Genomic DNA, 22,271 nt, shown 5'->3' on the forward strand with positions numbered 1-22,271 from the left:
TTTTCAAGCTCCGAAGAGCTAATGTGTCCGTTCGACCCCGGCCTTTTCCTTTTTAATTCTCTTGAATTGACGCGGTGGGTGACTCTGCAGTCACACCCGCGCGGATGTACCTATCTTGTTTTTCTTTTCTGTCTCAACAATCTCTCAAAGAACTTTCGGAAGACTTCCTCTTCCAGTAGCGCCCCAACCTCCTGGGGCCTGTCTTGCTTGCGCTCCCGTGCCGAGCGTTCCTCGTTTTCGGTGTGCAAAGGTCGGAAAACAATTCCGAATCCACAAGCAAAATTTCAATCTTTTTTCTCTTCCCTCTCAACCCTTCCGGCCGATCGGCACTCTGTTTCTCTCGCCCCGGAAACCTTCGTTTCGGAGCGGGTTGCAAAGGTAAGAAGCTTTTTCGAACTTGCAACAACTTTCAAAAACTTTTTTCCCTTTCCCTTTCCGGCCTGTGTTACCAGGCGCTCCAGGACGCTTCCCTGTGAAGCGGGGTGCAAAGGTAAGAAGAGTTTTTCAATCCGCAACAACCTCTTCAGACTTTTTTTCCTTTTCTTTTCGGCCTGCGTGAGCGGCCTTCCCTAATCCCCTTCCTCTCGAAGCGGGGTGCAAAGGTAAGCAGCTTTTCTCAATCTGCAAGCCCTCGGCGAAAGTTTTTTTCTCAGTCTTTCTTTCCGACGTTTGCCCGTTGAGCCAGCCGCCGCGGGCCGCCCTGCCGGCTGGCCCGTTCCCCCCTCCGGCTTGTCCGGGTTGGGAGTGCAAAGGTCTCAAAAATCCCCGAATCCGCAAGGGGTAGCCGCCAACTTTGGCCCCGGACACCGGGCGGTTCCGCTTAACTAGCTGAGTTGCACCTTTAAAATTTTAAAAATAGTTTAGGAGTTTCTTCATGTTCCTGCATGGTCTTTCTCTTTCTATCAATTCCTTCGTTCCCATTCTATATTATATAGGCTTTATACCTTGCCTTAAAACAATATAAGGTATAGCCTACATATTTGGCTATACCTTATTTACTACTATATTATAAACAGTGTATACCTACACGGCAGCAGCCTCAGCATACTCTTGCAGATACTTATATCTTTCGGTCAGCTCTCCTCCTTTAGCTATTGTGGCTCTGCCGAGCATTCCCCCTTCATCATTATTAAAGAACTGTGGGAACACATAATCTATAATGTTACGACCAAAGTCACGGGAGGCATTGCGAGGGAGTTCGCATGGCAGGTTGTCAACAGCCATTATAGTAATGTTATCCTTTCTATTATAAGGAGGCTCGAGCTCGCCGGTATTTGGGTTATAGTCGTAAGTAGGTTCTATTATAGTAGTAGCGCGTTTGGTAGTAGGTATAGAGCCATCCACATCGCAGGTGATGTCGGCGATGGTGTCGATTTTAAAATCGGGTTGCCGTGTATCCTCTTCTGAGAATAGCTTCGGCGCACGTGGGTCCCAGTAAGCACAGGCCATGAGCAGATCCGTCACCTTTGTGAACTTGCGGAAGGTCGATTGGTATAACTCCGGATGCGCATAAAAATCCGGCGAGTCCCATACCTCCACATCGGGACGGTTGTTGTAGTCGCCTGAGTGCAGTTGCGCGTAGACTGGTTCTTTAAACTGCTTGTACAGGAAATCGAACACACTCACCTTTTTTATGCCCATCTTGTCTAGTACCTCCATGGCGCCTCCTGCCACACGTCCACCCCCGGTTACGGCAATCTTTATCGGGGGTAGCTTTACTTTAAAATATTCTTCCTGCATGTCTTCCATCTCATGGCACAGGTAGGCAGGCTTTAGGTCGAAAAGTTTCCACTTCTTGCCATAGGTAAGGATACCGTTATAAGCACCAACTATACCTGCATACCTGCCAAAGGCTACTACTCGCTGTCCTTGTTGGTTTGTCAGGAGTTCGTAATCTATCAGAGTGATGTTCTTGTCGAGTACAGCCCGAAGCAGTTTGGCATTGTGTGGCTGTTTCTTTATAGTGTGGGAAAAGAAGAAATAGGTCTTGTTCGGAATCAATTGGTCAACGGGCACTTCTTTCACCCCCATCAGCACATCACAATCAGTTAAGTCCTGCTGCAGGGTTATACCCAGTTCAGCATATTCTTCGTCTGTAAAACAACGCACGTCGCTGGGTTGCACCACCACCTCTGCCCCTGAAAACCCCTGCATGGCTTCCACACACTTTTTAGGGGTGAGCGGCACGCGTTTGTCTACTGGTATTTTGCCTTCCTTTATAATCCCGATCTTAACTTTTTCCATAGGTGCGTGTTTGTGAATTGTTATGCTAGCATTTGTGTTTGAAAGGCTGGGGAAAGCCGACCGCTATACCTTATATAGAGATGCTCCTTATATAATAGTGTTAAAGGCACTTGTCACACCCAGAACTATTTAGCTTTCATGCTTCAATATAATAAACAATTACTATTACTTTTGTAGAAATTACTGAAAGAGCGCCTTTGGCTTGCCTTCCAGAGCAATAGAAAATCCCAAAATTCCCAATCAATACTTCATCGTTATGATACTTAAAACAAAACCTGCTGATACTTTTAAGGAGCGCCACAACGGCCCTGACAAAGAGCAAATGCAGGACATGCTTAAAACCATCGGGGTAAACTCGCTGGATCAACTGATTGAGGAGACCGTACCGGCCGCCATTAGACTTAAAAAGCCGCTTAATCTGCCAAAGGCGCTTTCTGAAACCAACTTCCTGAAGCAATTCGGTGAGATCGCCAGAAAGAACAAGGTATACAAGTCGTATATCGGCCTTGGCTATAACGACACCATTCTGCCCCCTGTGATTCTCCGCAACATCATGGAGAACCCGGGTTGGTATACCGCCTATACTCCTTATCAGGCCGAGATCGCACAAGGCCGCCTGGAGGCGCTGATCAATTACCAGACCATGGTGATGGACCTGACCGGCATGGAGATTGCCAACGCATCGCTTCTGGACGAAGGAACCGCTGCCGCTGAGGCTATGGGTATGTTTTTTGCCCAGCGCAAAGGCACCCGCAAGAATGCCAACCGCTTCTTCGTGTCCAACTTAGTATTGCCGCAAACACTGGACATCCTTACTTCTCGTGCTATACCTATCGGAATTGAACTGGTGATCGGTGACCACCGCGAAGTTGATTTCGCTGACGAAACATTGTTCGGTGCTTTGGTACAGTATCCTGCTGCCGACGGTGCCATTTTTGATTATACTGATTTCATTAGCAAAGCACACGCGCAGGATATCCTGGTAGCTGTGGCTGCTGACATTCTTTCTTTGACGCTTCTGACCCCTCCGGGTGAGATGGGTGCCGACGTAGTGGTGGGTACTACCCAGCGCTTTGGTGTACCAATGGGCTTTGGTGGTCCGCATGCGGCTTACTTTGCCACAAAAGACGCTTTCAAGCGTGTGATCCCGGGCCGTATCATCGGTATTTCGGTGGACGCTGCCGGCGACAAGGCCTATCGTATGGCGCTACAGACACGCGAGCAGCACATCCGTCGCGAGAAAGCTACTTCTAACATTTGCACGGCGCAGGTACTATTGGCGGTAATCGCGGGTATGTATACCGTTTACCATGGCCCACGTCGCTTAAAGTATATCGGCTTGAACACACACGCCCTGGCGCAGCAACTCGAGAAAGGATTAAAAGCATTGAGCTTTGAGCAACTGAACGAAGCTTATTTCGACACGCTGAAAATCGCGGTGGAGAGTGCTGATATGAAAAACGCTATCCGTACAGAAGCGGAAGCGGCAGGTATCAACTTCCGTTACTTCGAAGAGAACTTCATCGGTATTTCCCTCCACCAGAACACAGAACTGGAAGATGTGAAAGCCATTCTGGCCGTGTTCGCCAAAGTAGCCGGCAAGTCGGCTGACGTGCTAGGTATAGACGAACTGCCAGAGGAGACAGAGATCACCTGGACTGAAAAACTAATCCGCACAAGCGAGTACCTGACGCACGAGGTGTTCAACAAGCATCACTCGGAGCATGAGATCCTGCGCTATATGAAACACCTGGAGAACAAGGATATTTCTTTGGTTCACTCCATGATCTCGTTGGGTTCCTGTACCATGAAACTGAACGCTACAGCCGAGATGTTTCCGGTGACCTGGCCAGAGATTGGGCAGCTGCACCCGTTCGCTCCTGCTGACCAGACGCAAGGATATGCTGAGATCTTCAAGAATTTGGAGGCTTGGCTTTGCGAGATTACCCGTTTTGATGCGATGTCACTGCAGCCCAACTCAGGTGCGCAGGGCGAATACGCTGGTTTGATGGTAATCCGTGCTTACCACGAGTCTCGCGGCGATCATCACCGTACGGTAGCACTCATTCCTTCTTCTGCGCACGGAACCAACCCAGCTTCGGCGGTAATGGCCGGCATGAAAGTAGTGATCGTGAAATGCGACGAGAAAGGTAACATCGACGTGGCGGACCTGCGTGCGAAGGCTGAGCAGTACAAAAACGAGCTGTCTTGCCTGATGGTGACCTACCCATCTACACACGGTGTATATGAGGAATCTATCATCGAGATCTGCCAGGTAATACATGACAATGGTGGCCGTGTTTACATGGACGGCGCCAACATGAACGCACAAGTTGGCCTTACGTCGCCGGCGCACATTGGCGCTGACGTTTGTCACCTGAACCTGCACAAGACGTTCTGCATTCCTCACGGTGGCGGTGGTCCTGGCATGGGCCCGATCGGTGTGGTGAAAGACCTGGCTCCATTCCTGCCGGGTCACGCTGTGGTTGACTTAGGTCGTCCGGAAGCGATCAATGCTATTTCGGCTGCACCTTGGGGTTCTGCCTCTATCCTGCCAATCTCCTATGCTTATATTGCGATGATGGGTGGCAACGGACTGACGGAAGCTACTAAAGTGGCGATCCTGAATGCGAACTATATCAAGGCGCGTCTGGAGAAACATTATCCTGTGCTGTATGTAGGCGCTAACGGCCGTTGCGCACACGAGATGATCCTGGATTGCCGTGAATTTAAGAAGTTCGGTGTAGAGGTAGAGGATATTGCGAAGCGTCTGATGGACTATGGTTTCCATGCGCCAACCGTATCGTTCCCGGTAGCAGGCACGCTTATGGTGGAGCCAACCGAGTCGGAGGCACAGGAAGAGCTGGACAGATTCTGCGATGTGATGATCTCGATCCGTGAAGAGATCCGCGAGATCGAAGCGGGCAAGGCTGACCAGAAAAACAACGTGCTCAAGAACGCACCGCATACCTTGAAAGTAGCCATGGTGGAGAACTGGGAGCGCCCTTACTCTCGCGAGAAGGCGGTATTCCCAATGGCTTACCTACGCGACAACAAGGTATGGCCAACCGTTAGCCGCATAGACAGCGCTTATGGCGACCGTAACCTGGTTTGCTCTTGCGCTCCAATTGAGGCTTACAACGAGAATGAAAACGAGATGGTAGCCATCGGCTAATCCTTCTTAAGCTTATACCTGAAAAGCCTGACCGTTTGGTCAGGCTTTTTTGTTTTGGGTGGCAAGGTAGCTTATACCTACAGCCTGTTCCGTGTCGTATACCTGTTGTATAATCAAGCTTCTATACCTAAACCAACAGTGCCATGCGACACGCTATACCTACTCAAAACAGCTTTTTATACCTTGCTACTGTACTGCTTATCGGCTTGAGTAGCTGTCTGCCGTCCTTTGTTGCCGACACCTCTTTCGACGGCACCGTGGATTTCCAGGTATACCATACCTTCGCTTTGGTAGAGCCAACGGCTGCTGGCTCCAGTGCCGACCCCACTCAGTTTGAACCTTTGTTCGACAGGCGGGTGCGCGACGCCGTGGCTGCCGAGCTGGTGAAGAAGGGCCTTAAGCCTGATGCCCAAGACCCAGACTTGCTAGTAGCTTATGACCTCGCCGTGGCACAGGCACCGGCCGCAGCCGCTGAATCGCCTGACTTCGGGTATAGCTACTGGTACGGTTACCGTTTCAATTACAATACCACGGACTTTCCTAATTACAGACCCATCGGCAGATATCCGGTTGGCACCATGTTCATCGACCTGATAGATGCTACCTCCAACGAACTAGTCTGGCGCGGCATAGTGGCAGGAGATATAGATGCGAAACAGACGGAGGAGAGCAAAATCAGAAGGGCTATTGCCGCCATGCTGGCACAGTACCCACCTGGCACGATGTAGGATTGCCGGACTAACTACAACCTATAAGCCAGACTAAACCCGCCATAGTAGTTTCGGGGTGAGGCCGGCTGAAAATAACGTCCGCCAAAAGCATTCAGGTCGTTGCCCAGGCTATACTGCTGGTCGCTCAGGTTCTCGGCTCCGGTAAAAATGTCCAGCAAAAAGTGTTGCCCTAATTCCCGTTTTAAACCGAGTCGTGCCCCTGCCACCAGGTAGGCTTCCGCATAAACTGTGTTCTCATCTGTCAGCGGAACCTCGTCCATATAATTGGCGGTGAGGTGAAGGTATAGTCCAAAGCGTGTTGCCAGGTCGAGGCCAGTGGTTAGAGTATGAGGGGCTACACCGGTAAGTTTGTTGCCGGTCAGGTCTGTTTCATTTTTCTGGTAATCACGGAAACGGAAGTGGCTGTAGGTATAGCTCCCCCATACCTTCAGCAGGCTGACAGGCTGGCTTGCATGCTCGATTATGGTATAGCCCACCGCTGTTTCGAGTCCGCTCTGCGAGGTGGCCCCCACATTCCGGAAAACTGCTATACTCGACAAATCCTGCCGACTCACAATGGTTTCGCGCAACCTCAAATGAAAAGCCACCACATCAAAGCTCAGTTTCCGGCCCAAGGTATAGCCGCGTACACCTGCTTCGTAGTTTATGCCTTTCTCGGCTTCCAATTCCTTATTCAGGGCCCCATCGGAGGTCAATAACTCTTCTTCAGAAGGCGGTGAGAAGCCCGCACTCACGCTTCCGTGCACCGATACCTGCTCGGACAGACGCTTAAGCAATGCTACCCTCGGCGAAAGCACCGCACTGAAATCGCGGGTAAATTGATAAGGGCTGCCAGTTGGAGCCTGGTGCAGGCGGGTAATTTCATACTTTGTATTATTCAGACTGAGCGCAGCCGTAGCAATCCAGTTGCCGGGCAGCTCAAACTCAGTTTGTGTGAAAAGCAATCCCGTTTTGGCCAATACCTCGTCATCGGTGCGCAATGCCCCTGTTATACCTTGGTTGTTATCGTAGGTACGGGCTGCCTCAAAGCCCCGTTGATATTCTCCGCCAAAGGTCAAAGTCGTTGCCACGTTTCCTAAGCTTGTGTTGTAGACGAAGCGGCTGCGGGCACCGTACTCCTGGTTGGTGTTGCGTTCGTAATCCGTGTTGAAAGGGTGATCTCTATACCTAAACAAGCCATACAACGCAGTCGTGTTTTTCCAGCTATCACTGAAGCGGTACTCCTGCGACAAGCCGATGTTAACACCTTTCTGATTCATGGACGCATTTTGGGCTACGCTTCCGAACCTTCCGCCGCGAGCCTGGCTGGGGTCCTGCCCATACTGCTCGGCCGTCAGGCCGCCGGGAAGTTCATAGAAGAGGTCTGAGTAAATCAGGTTCGCCCGGATCGTGTTTTTCTCGGATGGGTTGAAAGTGGACGTGAGCAAGAGTGTCTCGCGGTCCATGGCTGACTGCTCTCGGTACCCATCCAGCTGCTGACGGGTGTATTGCAGGTATAGGCTTTGTTTCTCGCTGCCTACGCTGGCACTGGTTGTATAGCGCCGCAACCCGAACGACCCGACAGTGGAACCGACCTGAAAGGTCTTTTCACCGGCATTGGCTCGGCGGGGTTCTAACAACACGGTGCCGCCCGTACCCGCTCCGTAGATGCTGCCCGTTGGCCCTTTCAAAATTTCCATGCGGCTGAAGTTGGCCGCGTCCAGCAAATTCAGGTTGGTGATGCCGTTGGATTCTGTCAGGGGAATTTCGCCCAGGTATACCTTCACGTTGCGTATACCATAGGGCGAACGCAAACTGCTGCCCCTAATGGAGAGTCGGTAGCTGGCCGTGGCCCTTTCCTCCATGCGCACACCCGGCACGGTATTCACGGCCCGCACCAACGAACTTTCATCAAAGCGCTGGATGACTTCCCGATCTATCACGCTCAATGCTCCTGCCGTTTCCAGCAAAGGCCGGTTACTCTCGTAGCCCGTCACGATCACTTCCGAAAGGCTGGTCGTCAGTGGCTGCAGGTATACCTGATGGGCCATACCTTGCTGCACATTCAGTGAAAAAACCGTGTCCGGCTTATACCCAATATGCGATATCAGTAAAAAAGAGGCCCTATTAGTTAAGTCTAGGGCAAAGCGACCTGTCGCGTTGGTCAGTGCTTGTTCACCTGTATTGGCCGTAACGGTTACACCCTCCAGCCCTTGGCGGGTTTGTGCATCCAATACTTGTCCAGTTATCTGTTCCTGGGCGTGGCTAAGCAATGGGAAGAGCAGCAATATGATTATTAAGAAGTAGCGGATCAGTAACGTCATTGTATTCATGTAAGCGAGTGATTCATGTAGGTAAGTTAGCTGCTAACCAAACGCGCCACACTCCATTTGGTTTAATACTTATGTGAGAGTTGGCAAGCTATACCGGATCGTAACAGTTATAAGTGGCACTTGGTTAACTTATAAAGTTAAACTGCTTTTGTAAGCTGCCAATAAAGAAAAAGGCCCCGTAGAATCTGCGGAGCCTTTCCAAACTATGAAAGCTAATGATATCTTAAATCTCTTAGTGAAAATTCTTATTTGATCCGGAATTCGGTTCTTCTGTTTTGCTGATGCATTTCTTCTGGGCACTGCACGCCATCAGTACACTTATTTACCAGCCTTGTCTTGCCATATCCTTTTGCTGTCAGCCTGTCTTTCGCTATACCTTTTTCGATGAGGTAATCCACGGCGGCCTGTGCTCTGCGCTCTGAAAGCAATTGATTGTATTTGAGGCTTTCACGACTATCCGTATGAGAGCCAAGCTCAATCTTTATGGTTGGGTTCGACACCAACACTTCTGCTAATTTATCCAGCTCTTTGGCAGCGTCCGAACGAATTTCCCACTTATCCAGGTCGTAATAAATGTTCTCTAGCACAATGGCCACGTTCTTTTCATCACGGTCAAACACCAATGCTACCTGCACCGTATCTGCAGCCGTCTTTGGTATTTCAACTGTCGTTTTCTGGTTGAGGTAACCCTGCTTGGTACCCTGCAGGGCGTAGGTGTTGCCTTTGCGGCCATCCATAAAGTATTGCCCCCTTGTATTGGTGGTCACTGTGCTGGTGTCGTTCAGATTCTTCTGAGAGATCGCTAACTGCACCTGTGGCAGGGCCACCTGTATGGTACGCTTCTGTTCGTTCTGTTTACGCGCGAGCGTGGTCACGGCCAGCACAACAGGCTTCTGCAGTATCTTAAAGCTATAGAGGTCGTCGGTTCCGTCCTGCCCTTCTCGGTTAGAAGACAGTAGGCCCGTCTCACCATCCTCGTTGAACATGATACCGTAGTCATTCTTAGGCGAGTTCACCGGGTAGCCCATGTTATTAACAGCGGTCCAGGCAGCATGCTTGCCTTCGGCTGCAAAAATATCGAGACCGCCCATGCCCATGTGCCCGTCAGAGGAAAAATAGAGCTTACCGTTATTGTCCACGTAAGGGAAACTCTCACGGCTCGGCGTATTAATCAGGATGCCCGCATTCACAGGTTCTCCCCAGCTTCCATCAGCCTGACGCAAGGTATAGTAGATGTCCGTTTCACCAATACCCCCTGGCATGTCCGACACAAAATACATGATCTTGCCATCCGGCGACAGGGCAGGGTGCCCTACTGAATACTCTTCCACATTATTAAAGGCAAATGGCGTGATGTCTGACCAGGTAGTGCCGCGTCTTTGTGATGAGAAAATCTCCAGTCGGTTTATGTACTCCTGTGCCTGTGCCGCCTTGTCTACCCAAGAGGTAGGGTCGGCATTGCCGGGCTTGCGCTTCTGCACCAGGTGGGTGCGGGTGAAATAAAGCGTCTGCCCATCTTCCGAAGCCGAGGCCGTGGCATTGTGGTACTGGTCGTTGATCATTTCGTGCAGCGCCGTGGGCTTACCCCAGTTGCCGTTGCCATCGCGACTTGCCATAAACAGCTGCAGGTATGGACGGCCGGTCCAGCCATAAGTGCCGGTTGCTTTGCCATTTATTTCAGTACCACGGTCTGAAGTGAAGATCAGGCCGTCCTTCCCATAGTTCATCGGGCTGAAATCGGAGTAACCCTTGGCATTTAGTCCATTCAAACGCTGCACTTCGGCTAGCGGCAGGCGCGTCATCCAACTCTTGGCTTTGTCGCAGGCCTCCATTAGTGCTTGCGCACGCTCTTCTACTTCTGGTACTTCTTCGGCCCACTGCATGTACTGCTGCTTGGCTTCCTCGTACTTGCCGTTGCTGCGAAGAGCCTCTGCATAGTGGTAGATATTCTGCGGGTCACGGCCTGGCATGGCCACTACCTGTGCATACCATTTTTCAGCTTCTTGTGAGCGGCGGGTCAGGCGATAAGAGTCGGCTATGCGCTCGGCCGTCTTCACATCGGGCTTGCGTTTTTCAACTGCTTTTGTGTACTGCTCCAAAGCCAGCGCAAACTCGAATTTTTCGTAGTGCTTGTTTGCCTTGCGGAGTTCCTGCTGCGCCTGAGCGGCAGGGGTTATGCCAAGCATGACAGCTACAATCAGGTATAAGGGTATATGTTTGAAGTTCATATGCAGGTTGAGCTAGAAATTAAAAGTATTGCGGCGTCAGCATTTTGGTATCCTGCTTCTTGAAGAAATAGTAACCTACCGAGATCTCATGTGATTGGAAACCACTCAGGTCGTTGAGCATTTTATCGTAAGAGTAACCCAAGCGCAGGGCACTGGTTACCTGCAATTCTGCGATCAGGGCCAAGGCGGTACGCTTGTTCACCGGGTCAGCTTCCGTATTCTTGTTGAACAGGTTCATGCTTGTTCTGTAGGAACTGCCCAACCACAGTTTTTCGCCTAGTAGCACAAAGCCGTTCAGGTCCACGTTGGCTGGGGCATTGAAGTCTTCTTTGATGAGCACACTTGGCTTTAATTTCACAAAACTGCTTACATCGAATACATAACCTGTCGTGAAATAATAGTGGCGGATCGGCTCGATCTGGAAAACGTCTTTGTATTGGATAATATCAGAGGCGGAAAGTCCGGCGTAAAAACGCGGCGTATTAAAGTACACGCCCAGTTTTACATCTGGTCTGTAGAAAACATCCCTCCCTGCGGGGATACTCGGATCGTCCGGCACACCCAGCTCAGTACCGTCCATCACGCTTTGCACAATGCCGGCTGCTATACCTAAGCTCAGCACACCACGCGCACTCACCGACACTCTGGCAGCGGCATTAGCGTAGGCCGAGGTGGTAGAATAAGCCCCGATCTTGTCGCGGGTAAAGTTCATTCCTAAACCCAGGCGTTCGCTACTGGTAATTCCATCCACACTCAGGGCCTGTGTGGTTGGAGCTCCTTCCAAACCCGTCCACTGCGAACGGTGAAAGGCATTGATGTTGAGCACACCTTTGGTTCCGGTATAGGCCGGGTTGATGGCCATACTGTTGAAGATGTACTGCGAGTACTGTGGGTTTTGCTGGGCACTAGCCGCAAAAGTGAGCATCAGGGCCAGCAGGGTATAAAATATTCTCATGGTAATAAAGTTTTCAATAGACATTGCGGTCGCTTATCGGAAGATGGTCACATAGCCGGTATATTCTTTGTACACGCCATCACACAGTTTTACCCTCACTTTGTAGAAGTAAGTCCCCTGTTCCAGCCCTGTGGCCGTCCAGTCGTTTTTGTAGCTCTTCTGCTTGTATACCTCAGAGCCCCAGCGGTTAAAGATAACCATCTCGTTGTCCGGGAATTTCTCCAGGTTCTTCACCAGCCAGCTGTCGTTCTTGCCGTCGCCGTTCGGGCTGAAGGCTTTCGGGAAGTCCAGTTGTCCGTCGGCCACTTTCGCGTCAATGTCCATGCTGAACTCCGCAGAACCAACACAGCCGCCCGTATGGGTCATCACGCTCACACGGCCAAAAGCATTGGTGCTGTTAGCCTTCACCTTGATGGTAGGAGTCCCCTGCCCTGACTCGATTGTGAAGCCTTCGGTTACGGTCCAGGTATAGGAAGTGGCGCCCGCCACCGCATCAGCTGTGTAGATCAGGCCCTCGCACACATTGCTGTTGTCGGTGATGCGGGTAACCGGTGCCGGCGGTGGTGTGATGTTGATAGTAATCGTTGCCGGTGTACTAGATCCTGTACAGTTATCGGCTGTCACACTTACCGTACCGCCCTTCTCGTTTACCGTTACAGTGATTTGGTTTGTATTACGGCCACCCGTAATAACCCAACCTTCAGGCAGGTTCCAGGTATAGGAGGTAGCGCCTGGTACTTCGGTTATACTGATGACGTTGCCCGCCGAGTTTTGACAAACATTAACATCGTGCGAGATGGTGCCTGGACTGTCAGGTTTAGGCGTAATACCTACGGTCATGCTGTTGCTTGCTTCATCGCATCTGTTGCTTGCCGTTACACTGATGTTGCCAGCGCCACTGCCTGCCACTACTGTAATGCTATTGCCTGTTGCAGCGCCTTTCAGTGTCCATCCTGTCACGTTCCAGGTATAGGTTATTCCGTCTATCGGCTGCTTCACGGTATAGGTTACTTCATCGCCTGCACAGGCAGTAGCGGCACCTTCAATAGCCGGGGCTGTTGGCAATTTGGTTACCTTTAATTCTAACTGAACCGCAGAAGTACTGCTGCAGCCGTTGTTAGCTGTTACCCGAATCGCTCCATTGTCTGAACCAACTTTTACGGTGATGCTCGTTTTAGTTTCTCGAACAACTTGCCAGCCTGCTGTGGTAGGTATAGTCCAGGTATAGCCGGTAGCACCAACCACTTCGTCGATGCTGAAGGTCACTTCCTCTCCTTCACAGAGATCGGCTTTGCCTTTGATAGCACCAAGTGCAGCCGGGGCAGGAGTCACAAGAATCAGTTTTTCACTGGTAGTGCTCAGGCCGCAGCTGTTTGTCACAGTCAGGTATACCTTGCCGCCTAACAGGCTTTGGCCTTTTGGCTTCACGGTCACGTTGGTCTTGTTATCTTCCCCAACAATCTCCAAGTTCACGCTTGCTGTCCACTTATAGGTCAGGCCGTCAACTGCAGGAGCAGTCAAGCGAATGCCTTCTCCATTGAAGCAAACTGTGTTGTCACCGTTTATGCTCAGCGCAGTTGGGTTGCCTGTTAAGTCTACTGTTACCTCAGCAGTGGCGGAATTCGTTTTACATTGATCTGTTACCGTAACTTTTATCTTGTTGGCTCCAGCTGTAGGTCCGGCAATAACCGTTATTTCGTTGCTGCCCTGCCCTGAACCTGCTGCAAATCTCCAGCCTGCCGGCAAATCCCACTTATAGGTTCCTCCTATCACATTGGATGTTGCTTTAAAGGTCAGGTTTTCTGTGTTGATACAAACGGCTGTTGGTGCCGTTCCGATGGTAACCTCTACATTAGGACGGCAGCCTACCGGTACCACAACTTCGTCGTCGTCATTGTCCGGATCCGAGTCCTTATAATCCCCTGGGTCAGTTGGGTCCGTAGGGTTTACTGGATCTTTGCCGATAATGGACACGATGTTTCTGATGCTGCCTGATTTAACCACCTGTGCCGTAATTGTCAGGACAGCCGGGGCGTCGATGGCCAGCACCGGGATCGTAAACATTCCCGTTGACTGATTGTACTCACCTCTATTAACCTGGTGGCTTACATACAACAAACCCTCGGGCAGTTTCTCTTCAACCTTTACATTGGTTGCCTGTTCTTTGGCGTAATTAGTTACCACGATCTTATACTGCACCATATCGCCCACGTAGTATTCACCCTGTGTACTTACCAGTTGCTTGGTTACCCCCAGGTCCGGCAGTACAATCTCTACCTCCTCCTCATTGTTATCCGGGTCTTTGTCGTTGTCGGGCGTACGGTCTTTGATGGTAGCAACGTTCCGTATGTTCCCTGTGCGTACCAGTTTGGCAAACACCCTGAGTGTGGCTGCTGTTTTACCGGCCAGCGTCGGGATGTTATAGATACCTGTGCTATGGTTGTAAGTACCGACAGACGCCTCATACCTAATGTATTCCAAGCCTTCGGCGAGCACTTCGGCAACATTTACATTGTTCTGAGCGCCTTTGGCATAGTTGGTTACTTTAATCTCATAAACAACCACATCACCCAGTTTATAGCTGTCCTTTTGGTCGACGATCGTCTTGGTCAGCCCCAGGTCCGGTAGCTCGATCTCTACCTCTTGCTCATTGTTGTCCGGGTCCTTGTCGTTGTCGGGCGTGCGGCCGATGATGGTGGCCACGTTTCGGATGCTGCCCACGGCCACGATCTTGGCGTAGACCACCAGCGTGGCCGTGGTGTTGCCGGCCAGCGTCGGGATGTTGTAGATGCCCGTCTCTTTGTTGTAGGTGGTGCCGGCAGAGGCCTCGTGGCGCACGTACTCCAGCCCCTCGGCCAGCTGCTCGCGCACGTTCACGTTCGCCTGGGCGGTCTTGGCGTTGTTGGTCACCTTGATCTCGTAGGCGACCACGTCGCCCAACTTATAGTCGTCTTTTCTGTCGACGATCGTCTTGGTCAGCCCCAGGTCCGGTAGCTCGATCTCGACCTCTTGCTCGTTGTTATCCGGGTCCTTGTCGTTGTCGGGCGTGCGGCCGATGATGGTGGCCACGTTGCGGATGCTGCCCACGGCCACGATCTTGGCGTAGACCACCAGCGTGGCCGAGGTGTTGCCGGCCAGCGTCGGGATGTTGTAGATGCCCGTCTCTTTGTTGTAGGTGGTGCCGGCAGAGGCCTCGTGGCGCACATACTCCAGCCCCTCGGCCAGCTGCTCACGCACGTTTATGTTCGCCTGGGCGGTCTTGGCGTTGTTGGTCACCTTGATCTCGTAGGCGACCACGTCGCCCAACTTGTAGTCGTCTTTTCTGTCGACGATCGTCTTGGTCAGCCCTAGGTCCGGCAATTCGATCTCTACCTCTTGCTCGTTGTTATCCGGGTCCTTGTCGTTGTCGGGCGTGCGGCCGATGATGGTGGCCACGTTGCGGATGCTGCCCACGGCCACGATCTTGGCGTAGACCACCAGCGTGGCCGAGGTGTTGCCGGCCAGCGTCGGGATGTTGTAGATGCCCGTCTCCTTGTTGTAGGTGGTGCCGACAGAGGCCTCGTGGCGCACGTACTCCAGCCCCTCGGCCAGCTGCTCGCGCACGTTTATGTTCGCCTGCACCGTAGAGGCATTGTTGGCCACTTTGATCTCGTAAGCGACTACGTCGCCCAGGTTATAGCTATCTTTCGGGTTAAGTATCTTTTTGGTCAACCCCAGGTCAGGCAGAATGATCTCTTCCTCCTTTTCCTCGTCACCCGGTTTGGGATCGGGATTATTGCCTATAATAATCACCTCATTCACAATGTTACCTGCACTGATAATCTGAAACACCAGCTTAATAACTTGTTGTTCTCCAACCTCCATATCTCCAATCACCCATTCATTTGCGGTTTGGTTATATGTGCCTTTTGAGGCAGGTTTAGCCTCAAGAAACTTCAGACCTGATGGAATATGCTCTTTCACAACTACATTGTGAGCCACTCCAGGACCATTGTTAATAGCCGTTATAGTGTAGGTTACTCGCGAGCCGAGCGAAACATCTTTGTTATCTACCACTTTATCGACAACCAAGTCGGCATTTGTAACATTTTCGAGAACAGTTGAATTGGTATCGAAAATTATTTTGCCATCTAATGAGAAAGCACGGCCATATAAATTAACCCCTTTGCCAAACCTGACATCCCCTGTTGCGATGACATTGCCATAGAGGGTACTCGGCGTACGGATATCCACGTTGCCATTAACTACCCAATAAATATTTTTGGACTCTACCCCTAAACCGGAGAGACTTAGCGAGCCAGGGTTAGCGGTCAGGTTGCCGTCGATTACAAATATGAAAACAGGATTAGAGGCACCCTGTCCTACTAGCAGTGAGATATCGTTTATCGTAGCATTGCCATTGATGTGGTAAACACCCGGCAATATTTCGCGGCCATTCCCAAGTTCGTTGTTCAGGGAGGCGTCAGCGGGCAACATGCGTAGTTCCTGGTATACTCTTCTGATATCGCTCATTGCTTCTGCAGCGAGTTCAGTCCCTTTCTCGATCTTACCTGTCACAACCAGGTTATTTTCACCGGTAATCAGTTTACTGGGACTGGTGCCAATGTCACCACGAATCCATGTCTTATCAGGTCCCTCTACAATTATTTCTTTGTTGGCTAATGCAATAAACCTATTAGCCCTCCCGAGGGATATTTCTGACTGGCCGAAGCTATGGGTGATGCTGGTAGTCAGTAACAGGATGAGAAGCAGTAGAATTCTACTCATATGGGTAAATTAAAAGGAATAACATAATTCGCATAAATATAAAAGTATTTTTATTGACTTTTACTATATGCAGATACTCATATATTTTAAATTAGTTTAATGCAATATAAAAAATGCAATACTTGTTCATCCAGAAACGTGTTGCAACAGCAATAATGTAAGACTATTCCAATAAATGTTTCCTTCTTAATTTTTTAATCTCTGCAAAAAGTAGTGCAAAATCTTATTTGAGTAGCCCTGGAAAATCTCAAAAGCTACATATCTGAATATACTAATGAACTGTTATTTTTGTTGTATATTCCATATACATTACAGATTTACACGAAAGGCGCAACAAAGAAAGTGAAAAAATCTCAGGAGAAATAGAGAAATTTAGGGAACGAAACTGTACAATAAAAATACTCCCCTGACAAAATGATCATGCCAGGGGAGTACATCTTATCGCAAAGCTTCCTTAATAATTTTTATTAAAAAATTTATACATGCACATGACGTTCGGCGTGATATGACGACCGAACCAAAGGACCCGACTCCACATATTTGATTCCGCGCTTCAAACCTTCTTCTCTGTAGTGGTCAAACAAATCTGGGTGTATGAATTCCGCCACTTCAATGTGCAGTTTGGTTGGCTGTAGATACTGCCCCAGAGTCAGGATATCGCAACCATTGGCCGCCAGGTCGTCCATTGCCTGGTAAACCTGTTCGCGTGTTTCGCCCAGGCCCAGCATAATGCCGGTCTTGGTACGCTGGCCATATTCTTTGGTACGACGTATCTGCTCGAGGCTACGCTCATACTTGGCTTGCGGCCGCACACGGCGGTATAACTCTTTCACGGTCTCCATGTTATGAGAAACCACTTCCTGGCCTGCCGAGATCATTGTAATCAGGGCGTCCCAGTTTGCTTTCACATCAGGTATAAGGGTTTCGATTGTTGTGGTAGGAGAAAGCTGCTTCACCATGGCTACTGTTTCGTGCCAGATGGCGGCGCCACGGTCCTTCAGCTCATCGCGGTTAACAGAGGTGATCACCGCATGCTTAACGCCCATCAGCTGGATGGCCTCAGCCACACGGCGCGGTTCGTCGGTATCATACTCGTTTGGTCGGCCTGTCGCCACGGCGCAAAACGAACAGCTCCGTGTACACACATTGCCCAATATCATGAAAGTAGCCGTACCAGCTCCCCAACACTCGCCCATATTCGGGCAGTTTCCACTCTCACAGATCGTATGCAGCTTATACTCGTCTACTATGCTTCTTACCTTCGCATACTCTTTCCCCACCGGCAACTTTACGCGCAGCCAGTTTGGTTTGCGGGGCTGCCCCAGCGCATTCAGCCCCTCGGGCTTGGCGTTAGGCTGTATTACCGGAAGTGTCAATAGTTCATCCATGCTGCAAAGATAGGGGTTTATGCGTTAAGACTTTCGCTATAACTATAAGAAATGTACCGCTTCACCAACCCGGCTTGCGGCACTGCCCTCTAAACAAACAGTTCGGGAAAAATGTTCGGCAGCCTCTATTTCCGGCGACCGTAGTAGATGTTCAGGTATACGGAGGTAAAGGTGCTGTAATTTTTGGTTTGTGGGATCATCACCATCTCTTTGAAGTACTGCTCAAACGTGAACCCGACTTCCAGGCCTGTGATGCTTTCTTTGTAACGGCCGTATTCAAAGCTGAGGCCGGCTTTGGCATGGAAACCCAGATTCATGCTCGTTTCTCCTATACCTGTAAACACATTGGCATTGCCTAGCGTGTTTTCGAAACTCAGGTGCTTTGCGGGATCATAAGCCTCTGTGCGCACATCGCCCTGAAAGCCACCGCCATAGTCATACCGGATGTAATAGGGCACCAGCAAACCCAGCGAAGGCCCCGCGGCGCCCACGGCATTCACCTGCACACCGCTTTCAGTCGCTTTGCGAAACAGCACATATTCCGCCCCGTACTGCGGGCGCACCGCAAAGAAATGGTTTTGTTTTCCGGCAATGAAATGATCGCCCGAACCCGGATTGTAGAGCCGGTTCTCCTTCGGATGCTTCACTTCGACCACCTCCAGGCCTCCAAACTGATAGAGCCGCTCTTTTACGAAGTATGAGCTGCGAACGAATACGCCCCCCAGCAAACCCCCATTGGAGTTCAGGTTAATGCCGTAACTCAACTCATTGTTGAAATCATCGTCGGACTGTGCGGCTGCCGGTAGCACTACCAACAGGGCGAAAGCAATTGTGAGTACCAGGTTTCTTACCACCTTCAATACGGTTAAGGTTTGATTAAATCTGCTTAAATTTACGCGCAAAACAAAATTACAGCTATATGGCAACCATCCATAACACTTATACCGGACAACTGCGCACTTCAGCTTGTCACCTCTCCTCCGGCAACACCGTTATTACCGATGCCCCCGTTGACAACAATGGCTTAGGCGAGGCATTTTCGCCTACGGACCTTGTGTGCGCCGCCCTGGGCAGTTGCATGATGACCATTATGGGTATTGTAGCCAACCGAAATGGTATTCAAATTGATGGCATGCAAATCGAGACTACCAAAATCATGTCTGCTGAGCCGCGACGCATTGCCGAGGTTGTGCTTAATTTCAGAATGCCTGCTAATCCTTACTCTGAAAAGGAGAAGGCTATGCTTGAAAATGCCGCCCGCACCTGCCCGGTGGCCCTGAGCCTTCACCCGGATGTCAAGCAGACAATAAACTTCCTGTATTAACTCATTAAAGCAGCGTAGCCGCTATAAGAACGCGCTACGCTGTGATGTTTTTTTTGAGCATGTCCAGGTTTATACCCAAATGCGATGCGTCATAAATGCACATGCCATCCTGAATTAACAGAATCTGGGGTGACTGATGCTGTACCTGAAATACCTCTGCTATCTCGTTTGACACAGGTCTATACCTGATCAGATCGAGATAGTAGGGCTTGATATGATCTAGCCCGGCTCCACCCCACTGGCGCTCCAGCCTGCTTTTGGCCGTTGAACTGATCGAGCAAGCTGTACTGTGCTTGAATATGACCACCGGAGTGCTTTTCGACTCTTCTATTACTGTTTCTAATTGCTCTGCACTCGTAAGCGGATGCCAATTCATAAATGTCTTCTTTTTAGTTTACCGACTTCTTTTTACGGGATAGCCTGATTTTTTTTTCCCGTTTTGCCGGTGCCTGCTGGACAGATGCAGGGTCAGGGACATTGCCCGTACGCAGCAGCCTGGACCTGGAACGCGAGTTTGTCTTACCTGACTCTCCCTTCTTGAAGGTATAGGCCTCCATGTTCAGGTGCGTGTCTTTGTAAGCGGAGGTCTCTGTCTGGCTTGCCTCCCGCAGCGATTTCCTTTTTAACTGCTCGTGCCTGTCCACAGTTTTGTAACTGATCTGCCCCAAGGCAGGCCAGGCTGCCCAAAAACACAGACAGGTCAACACAACCAATCCTTTTGCCTGCTTGTCAAACTTCTGCTTCTTCATACCACCTTTCCGTATACAGTTATTATACTGAATTCAGGGGCGCTGGTTACTCCCCTAAAAAATCAGCCACCGCTTCTTCTTCACACGGCCATTCTTGTCCATATCCACCCGCACAGCTTCCAGGCCATTGGCGTTCTTGCCTGACAACTTGGTCGTCTTCCCCGGCTTAGGGCAAGGTATCCCCTTGCGCTGACAACCTGTTCCCAGCAGCAGCGCCATACACAGCAGGGGTACTATCCAAAATTTAATTTTCTGCATCACGCTGCAAGTTATCTTACTCTATACAATGTTTTAAAATGCCATGATTCGCTCCACCTTCTCGCGCAGGCGCTGCTTTGGCAGGAACTCCTGTTCCAACGGCGGCGCAAACGGCACGGCCGTGTCCAGGCTCGCCACCCGAGTTACCGGCCCATCGAGCAGCTCGAAACAGTTCTCGCCGATCCAGGCTGATATTTCGCCGCCTATGCCGCCGGTCATAGTGTCTTCGTGCAGCACGATCACGCGGCCGGTACGGGCTACGGTTTCGCGCACGGCCTCTTTGTCCCAAGGCAGCAGCGAACGCAGGTCCAGTATATCGAAACTGATGTCGGTCATCTCCTGCTGCAGTTGCTTGGCCCAGTGCACGCCCATACCATAGGTGATAATGGAAATATCAGACCCCTCGGTTACCAATTTGGCTTTGCCGATCTCAATGGTATAGTAGTCATCCGGAATCTCCTGCGAGATGGAGCGGTAGAGCAATTTGTGCTCAAAGTACATAACAGGGTTTGGATCTTCGATGGCCGCATTCAGCAGACCTTTAGCATCATAAGGCGAAGACGGATATACGATTTTCAGACCCGGAGTATGGAAGAACCACGCTTCATTGCTCTGCGAGTGAAACGGACCTGCTGCGGTACCGGCACCTGTTGGCATGCGCACCACCACATCGGCGTTCTGGCCCCAACGGTAATGGCTCTTGGCAAGGTTGTTCACGATCTGGTTAAAACCGCAGCTCACAAAATCGGCAAACTGCATCTCAACCATGCTTTTCTTGCCTTTAATGGACATGCCCAATCCTATCCCTAGTATAGCCGACTCGCAAAGCGGTGTATTGCGCACACGTTCCTTACCGAATTTGTCTACAAAGCCCTCTGTTATTTTGAACACGCCACCGTACTCGGCAATGTCCTGCCCCATCAGCACGAGCTCCGGGTAACGTTCCATGCTTTGGCGCAGTCCGTCCGAAATAGCGTCTACATAGCGCTTCTCTGTTTTGGCATCTGTGGCTGGCTTGATTACTTCCTGCTCGAAAGGACGGTACATGTCCTCCAGCTCCTCCTGGCGATTGACTTCCGGCATTGGGGTTTCAAAGGCAGTCTGCAGCCCTTCCTCAATCTCAGCCTTTATCTCTTCGCGTATTCCTTCTATGGCTTTGGGCGTCAGAATCACTTCGTCGAGCAAATACTTCTCAAAGTTCTCCACCGGATCCTTCTTAGCCCACTTCTCAAACAGCTCCTGCGGCACATACTTGGTACCGCTGGCCTCCTCATGCCCACGCATGCGGAAAGTAATTGCCTCGATCAGCATCGGGCGCGGATTCTTGCGCATGCTGTAGGCAGCCTGTCGCACGGTGTCGTATACCTCCACAATATTGTTGCCATCGATCTGGAGGGCGTCTATACCGTAGGCCGGACCTTTGTCGGTGAAGTGCTTGAACTTGAATTGCTCGTTACTCGGCGTAGACAAACCGTAGCCGTTGTTCTCGATCATGAATATAACCGGCAGGTTCCAGACAGCCGCCACATTGAGCGCCTCATGGAAGTCGCCTTCGGAGGCACCGCCGTCACCGCTGAATACCAGCGCCACCTTCTCTTTGTTATCCAGCAGATCCGCCAGGGCTATACCATCGGCCACGGCCAGCTGCGGACCCAAATGCGAGATCATGCCCACAATGTGGTGCTCATTGGAGCCAAAATGAAAAGAACGGTCACGCCCCTTCGTAAAGCCGGTTTTCTTGCCCTGAAACTGCGCAAAGAGTCTGTCCAAAGGCACCTCGCGGCTCGTGAATACTCCCAGGTTGCGGTGCAGCGGCAGGATATACTCATCTGACTCGAGGGCCATAACGGAGCCTACCGAGATAGCCTCCTGGCCTATACCTGAGAACCACTTGCTCACCTTGCCCTGGCGCAGCAGCACCAGCATGCGTTCTTCGATCATGCGTGGCTTCAGAATGCCTTTGTATAATGCGATCAGTTCGTCGTCAGAGTATTCTTTGCGGTTATAGTTCATCTTATTGACAGGGAAATTCGTTGTGGTATGGCAGCAGAACGTTTGCTTTCGCCGCTAATTATGGTGCTAATTTATAAATTTGTTCGGTACTTCGTGTCTTAACGGCCCGACATACGCAACATGCGGC

The 22,271-nt window shown here is 50.7% G+C and carries 15 protein-coding genes; 4 read left to right on the plus strand and 11 right to left on the minus strand.

Annotation, left to right across the window (positions count from 1 at the left end; genetic code table 11):
• Positions 1-573: hypothetical protein (locus H9Q13_RS18000; protein WP_224744171.1), on the plus strand; the 573-nt coding region annotated here is incomplete at its 5' end.
• A gap of 450 nt (positions 574-1,023) precedes the next feature.
• Here the strand turns inward: H9Q13_RS18000 and H9Q13_RS08510 are convergent.
• Positions 1,024-2,244 carry an NAD(P)-dependent oxidoreductase gene (locus H9Q13_RS08510; RefSeq protein WP_191183375.1) on the minus strand — a complete coding sequence of 407 codons (1,221 nt, stop codon included), beginning with the start codon at positions 2,242-2,244 and terminating at the stop codon, positions 1,024-1,026.
• Positions 2,245-2,500: 256 nt separating this feature from the next.
• Here H9Q13_RS08510 and gcvP point away from each other — a divergent pair, with 256 nt between their 5' ends.
• Together gcvP and H9Q13_RS08520 are read left to right on the plus strand one after the other, a co-directional pair.
• Entirely contained in the window at positions 2,501-5,419 is a 2,919-nt protein-coding gene (gcvP, locus tag H9Q13_RS08515; RefSeq protein WP_191183376.1) for an aminomethyl-transferring glycine dehydrogenase, read from the plus strand.
• Between the two features lie 143 nt (positions 5,420-5,562).
• Positions 5,563-6,147, plus strand: a complete 585-nt coding sequence (locus H9Q13_RS08520) for a DUF4136 domain-containing protein (RefSeq protein ID WP_191183377.1) — start codon at positions 5,563-5,565, stop codon at positions 6,145-6,147.
• Positions 6,148-6,161: 14 nt separating this feature from the next.
• Here H9Q13_RS08520 and H9Q13_RS08525 read toward each other — a convergent pair whose 3' ends face one another.
• From H9Q13_RS08525 to H9Q13_RS08550, 6 genes are all read right to left on the minus strand, one after another.
• Complete coding sequence (locus H9Q13_RS08525; RefSeq protein ID WP_191183378.1) at positions 6,162-8,453, minus strand: TonB-dependent receptor domain-containing protein; 2,292 nt, start codon at positions 8,451-8,453, stop codon at positions 6,162-6,164.
• Positions 8,454-8,707: 254 nt separating this feature from the next.
• Positions 8,708-10,690: an OmpA family protein gene (locus H9Q13_RS18190; RefSeq protein ID WP_191183379.1), complete on the minus strand. Its 1,983-nt coding sequence runs from the start codon at positions 10,688-10,690 to the stop codon at positions 8,708-8,710.
• Positions 10,691-10,709: 19 nt separating this feature from the next.
• The gene (locus H9Q13_RS08535; RefSeq protein ID WP_191183380.1) at positions 10,710-11,645 is read right to left on the minus strand and encodes a PorP/SprF family type IX secretion system membrane protein; all 936 of its coding nucleotides are present in this window, start codon (positions 11,643-11,645) and stop codon (positions 10,710-10,712) included.
• Between the two features lie 33 nt (positions 11,646-11,678).
• A complete protein-coding gene (locus tag H9Q13_RS08540; protein WP_191183381.1) occupies positions 11,679-16,412 on the minus strand; it encodes an ice-binding family protein in 4,734 nt (1,577 codons plus the stop codon).
• A gap of 476 nt (positions 16,413-16,888) precedes the next feature.
• A complete protein-coding gene (lipA, locus tag H9Q13_RS08545; protein ID WP_224744172.1) occupies positions 16,889-17,800 on the minus strand; it encodes a lipoyl synthase in 912 nt (303 codons plus the stop codon).
• Positions 17,801-17,925: 125 nt separating this feature from the next.
• A complete protein-coding gene (locus H9Q13_RS08550; protein ID WP_317173886.1) occupies positions 17,926-18,654 on the minus strand; it encodes a hypothetical protein in 729 nt (242 codons plus the stop codon).
• A gap of 65 nt (positions 18,655-18,719) precedes the next feature.
• Here H9Q13_RS08550 and H9Q13_RS08555 point away from each other — a divergent pair, with 65 nt between their 5' ends.
• On the plus strand, positions 18,720-19,124 hold the full coding sequence (locus tag H9Q13_RS08555; protein ID WP_191183383.1) for an OsmC family protein: 405 nt from the start codon (positions 18,720-18,722) through the stop codon (positions 19,122-19,124).
• Between the two features lie 34 nt (positions 19,125-19,158).
• Here H9Q13_RS08555 and ytxJ read toward each other — a convergent pair whose 3' ends face one another.
• The 4 genes from ytxJ to H9Q13_RS08575 all read right to left on the minus strand — a co-directional run bounded on the left by ytxJ (position 19,159) and on the right by H9Q13_RS08575 (position 22,144).
• Positions 19,159-19,500, minus strand: a complete 342-nt coding sequence (gene ytxJ, locus H9Q13_RS08560; protein WP_191183384.1) for a bacillithiol system redox-active protein YtxJ — start codon at positions 19,498-19,500, stop codon at positions 19,159-19,161.
• Between the two features lie 13 nt (positions 19,501-19,513).
• Entirely contained in the window at positions 19,514-19,873 is a 360-nt protein-coding gene (locus H9Q13_RS08565; protein WP_191183385.1) for a hypothetical protein, read from the minus strand.
• A gap of 54 nt (positions 19,874-19,927) precedes the next feature.
• Complete coding sequence (locus H9Q13_RS08570) at positions 19,928-20,092, minus strand: hypothetical protein (protein WP_224744173.1); 165 nt, start codon at positions 20,090-20,092, stop codon at positions 19,928-19,930.
• Between the two features lie 72 nt (positions 20,093-20,164).
• Entirely contained in the window at positions 20,165-22,144 is a 1,980-nt protein-coding gene (locus tag H9Q13_RS08575) for an alpha-ketoacid dehydrogenase subunit alpha/beta (RefSeq protein ID WP_191183387.1), read from the minus strand.
• Positions 22,145-22,271 lie beyond the last annotated feature (127 nt).

This window comes from Pontibacter aquaedesilientis, assembly GCF_014773225.1.
GTDB lineage: Bacteria > Bacteroidota > Bacteroidia > Cytophagales > Hymenobacteraceae > Pontibacter > Pontibacter aquaedesilientis.